This window comes from Candidatus Desulfolinea nitratireducens, from assembly GCF_982879505.1.
This window is the reverse complement of the sequence record NZ_CEYOSI010000202.1, coordinates 1-3,096: the sequence shown is the minus strand read 5'-3', so window position 1 is coordinate 3,096 and position 3,096 is coordinate 1. Positions and strand designations below refer to the sequence as shown.

The following is a 3,096-nucleotide window of genomic DNA, read 5'->3' as shown; positions in this document are numbered from 1 at the left end:
GATCTTGATTCCTTCAATCGACTGGTAATTGGATATCAGGATAAGCTCTACAATACCGCCTATCGCATCCTTGGCGATTCAGAACTCGCAGCAGATGCCACCCAGGAAGCCTTTATTTCTGCCTTTCGAAAACTAAAATCTTACCGTGGTGGTTCTTTTAAAGCCTGGTTGCTGCGCATAGTCACTAATGCCTGCTATGATGAATTGCGCCGCAAAAAAAGACGTCCCACTACTCCCCTCGAACCCCTCACTGAAAACGATGAAGAAATGGAAAGCCCACGCTGGCTCATTGACCCGGGAGCATCACCGGAAAAGCAAGTCGAAACCTTAGAGCTTGAACAGGCCATCCAAAACTGCATTGAAGCGCTCCCCCCTGATTTTCGCGCTGTAGTCGTTCTGACCGATATGCAAGGTCTTGATTACAAAGAAGCGGCTACTGCCCTCAAAAAACCTCTCGGTACGATCAAAAGTCGTCTGGCCCGCGCCCGTCTGCGCTTGCGTGATTGCCTGCAATCCGTGCGGGAACTTTTACCCGCTGCCTTTCGTCTGGATGAAGAGAGTACCCTATGAGCAGACAACCTTCCTTCCATGACCTAAAAGAAATCTCCGCCTATTTGGATGGAGAATTAAGTGCGTCTGCAACCAGGCGGATGAAAAGCCGCCTCGCCCGTGACCCAAACTTGCTTGCCGCGCTGGATGATTTGCGCCAAACTCGGGCAATCCTCCGCCAAACACCGCAACGACGTTCCCCGCGAAACTTTACCCTCTCCCCGCGGATGGTCGCCAAACGTCCGCCCATACCACGACTTGTTCCTGTGTTGCACTATGCTACTGTAATTGCAGCATTTCTTTTCTTCTTTAGCTTTCTTTCTCCAATCGGTTTTGGTGCAATGGGTGCACCTGCCCCAATGATGGAAGCCGTGGAAATGGCCGCCCCGGCCGAATTCAATGCCGACACCATGGACGAAGATGCGATGCCCGCCGCAGAAGAGATGTTGCCTATGGCAGAATCACCCCTTGCGCCACCTGCCCCAGAGATGGAGTCTCCTTTTGAAGAGCCTGCTGCTGAAGAAACAGCGCCGGAACCTGCAGCAGGGGCGACTGCCTCAGATCGTGCTCTTGCAACCGAAATGGTTGACCCTGAACCAACCGAGGGAGAAAACCTTGCGGCAGAAAAGGCACTAATACCAACCCTCATACCAACTGCCTCTCCGACCTCATTCCCGACTCCTTTACCAGTGCCTGATATCGAAACCCAAATAGAAACTGCACCGCTACTTACTGGCTGGCAACGAATCCTGCTGACAGTCATCGTACTCTTTTCACTGACCGCATTCGCCCTTCGTCGCAAAGCAATATCCAAATGGCAAAAAACTTCCAGGTAAACCACTGTATTCGCTGCGGAAATGCTGTCGAGTGGCAAGCAAAATATGGGCAAGATCGCCCCTTTTGCCCATCGTGCGGATGGGTTCATTTCGCCGACCCCAAGGTCGCAGCGGGAGTCCTCGTCGAAAAAAGGGGGAATATCCTGCTAGTACGACGGATCCATGATCCATATCGGGGGTTGTGGACCTTTCCGGCTGGCTTTGTAAACGCGGGCGAAGATCCTGCTCAGGCTGCAAGTCGTGAGTGTATGGAGGAAACTGGTCTGAATGTTCGTGTACTTCGCCTGCTCGATATCTACGCAAAACGTGAACATCCACAAGGTGCAGACTTCATCATTCTTTATCAGGCTGAATTGATCGATGGTCAGCTTCTTGCGGCTGATGATGTGGATGCCGCCAAATGGTTTCCACGCGAAGCTCTCCCGGATTTAGCATTTGAAGCCACCCGCTATTTTTTAGAAAAATTTTAGCCCCCCTGTGCTACAATAAAATCGATGAAACCTGTTGCTCCCGTTCGCCCCTCACCTATAGCTGGGACATGGTACGAAGGCCACCCATCAAAACTGGCCTCCGAAGTGGACCGCTATATTCACGAAGCCTCCCTGCCTAAACTTGATGGGGAAGTTGTTGCGGTAATTGCTCCCCATGCAGGATACCTTTATTCAGGTCCTGTGGCAGGATATGCCTTCGCAACTGTCCACGGAATGGATTTCGACCTGGTTGCTGTAATCTCGCCAATGCATGCCTATTATCGTGAGCCCATATTGACTTCATCTCATGAAGCCTATTCCACACCCCTGGGGAAAATTTCCATTGATCGTGCTGCTGTAGAGGCGGTGGACACTCTCCTGTGTGCTGATATTGGGGTTGGACTAAAACCAATCGCAAATGATAGCGAACATTCCCTGGAGATCGAATTACCTTTTCTGCAACGTACCTTGAACGGTGAATTCAACCTGCTCCCGATTATGATTTCTGAACAAACAAATAGGATCGCATACACTTTGGGTACAGCCCTTGCCAAAATATTGCGTGGACGGAATGCATTGCTTGTTGGTAGTACGGACCTCTCTCATTTTAAATCGCGGGATGCCGCAAATAAATTCGATCAAGAAATGCTGCGACAGGTGGAAAGATTTTCTCCAGAAGGCTTGCTGAAAGCCGAAGAAAATGGGAAAGGTTTTGCTTGCGGTCGTGGTGCAGTTGCGACTGTACTGTATGCAGCAAAGAGCTTGGGTGCGGACACCGTCAAAATTTTGAATTACGCTACATCTGGGGATATTACAGGAGACTACGATTCTGTTGTTGGCTACGGCGCGGCGGTAGTTTTAAAATCTAATCAACAAAACTAAAAACTATGATCATTTGGGATATTTTTATAATACTTATACTTATTGCGCTAAACGGATATTTCGTTGGTGTGGAGTTCGCTGTTGTCACGTCTCGCCGAACACGAATTGATTCTCTTGCCGAAGATGGGCATCGCGGGGCAAATATCGTCCAAGGTTGGCTATCAAACCCCGCAACGCGTGATCGGGTTATTGCTGCAGCGCAACTTGGGATCACAATCGTCAGCCTGGCTTTGGGTGCAGTTGGTGAAAATACCTTTGAAGAGCTGCTTGCGCCTTATTTTCACGATATGATCCTGCCTGAAAATCTTCAATTTCTGGGTTCGGTTATCGCGGCTTTGCCACTGATTATTTCATTGACA

Annotated in this window: 5 protein-coding genes; all 5 read left to right on the top strand. The window is 49.8% G+C overall.

Features of this window, described 5'->3' with window-relative positions:
• Positions 1–570 (top strand): RNA polymerase sigma factor (locus tag AC3DOM_RS14485; RefSeq protein WP_487919759.1); only part of this gene is annotated, 570 nt, incomplete at its 5' end.
• A complete protein-coding gene (locus tag AC3DOM_RS14480) occupies positions 567–1,385 on the top strand; it encodes an anti-sigma factor family protein (RefSeq protein WP_487919758.1) in 819 nt (272 codons plus the stop codon). The genes AC3DOM_RS14485 and AC3DOM_RS14480, both read left to right, overlap by 4 nt.
• Entirely contained in the window at positions 1,364–1,855 is a 492-nt protein-coding gene (locus tag AC3DOM_RS14475; RefSeq protein WP_487919757.1) for an NUDIX hydrolase, read from the top strand. The genes AC3DOM_RS14480 and AC3DOM_RS14475 overlap by 22 nt, the downstream gene beginning before the upstream one ends.
• A 24-nt stretch (positions 1,856–1,879) precedes the next feature.
• On the top strand, positions 1,880–2,737 hold the full coding sequence (gene amrB, locus AC3DOM_RS14470) for an AmmeMemoRadiSam system protein B (protein WP_487919756.1): 858 nt from the start codon (positions 1,880–1,882) through the stop codon (positions 2,735–2,737).
• 5 nt (positions 2,738–2,742) lie between these two features.
• The coding region (locus tag AC3DOM_RS14465) for a CNNM domain-containing protein (RefSeq protein WP_487919755.1) at positions 2,743–3,096 on the top strand (354 nt) is incomplete at its 3' end.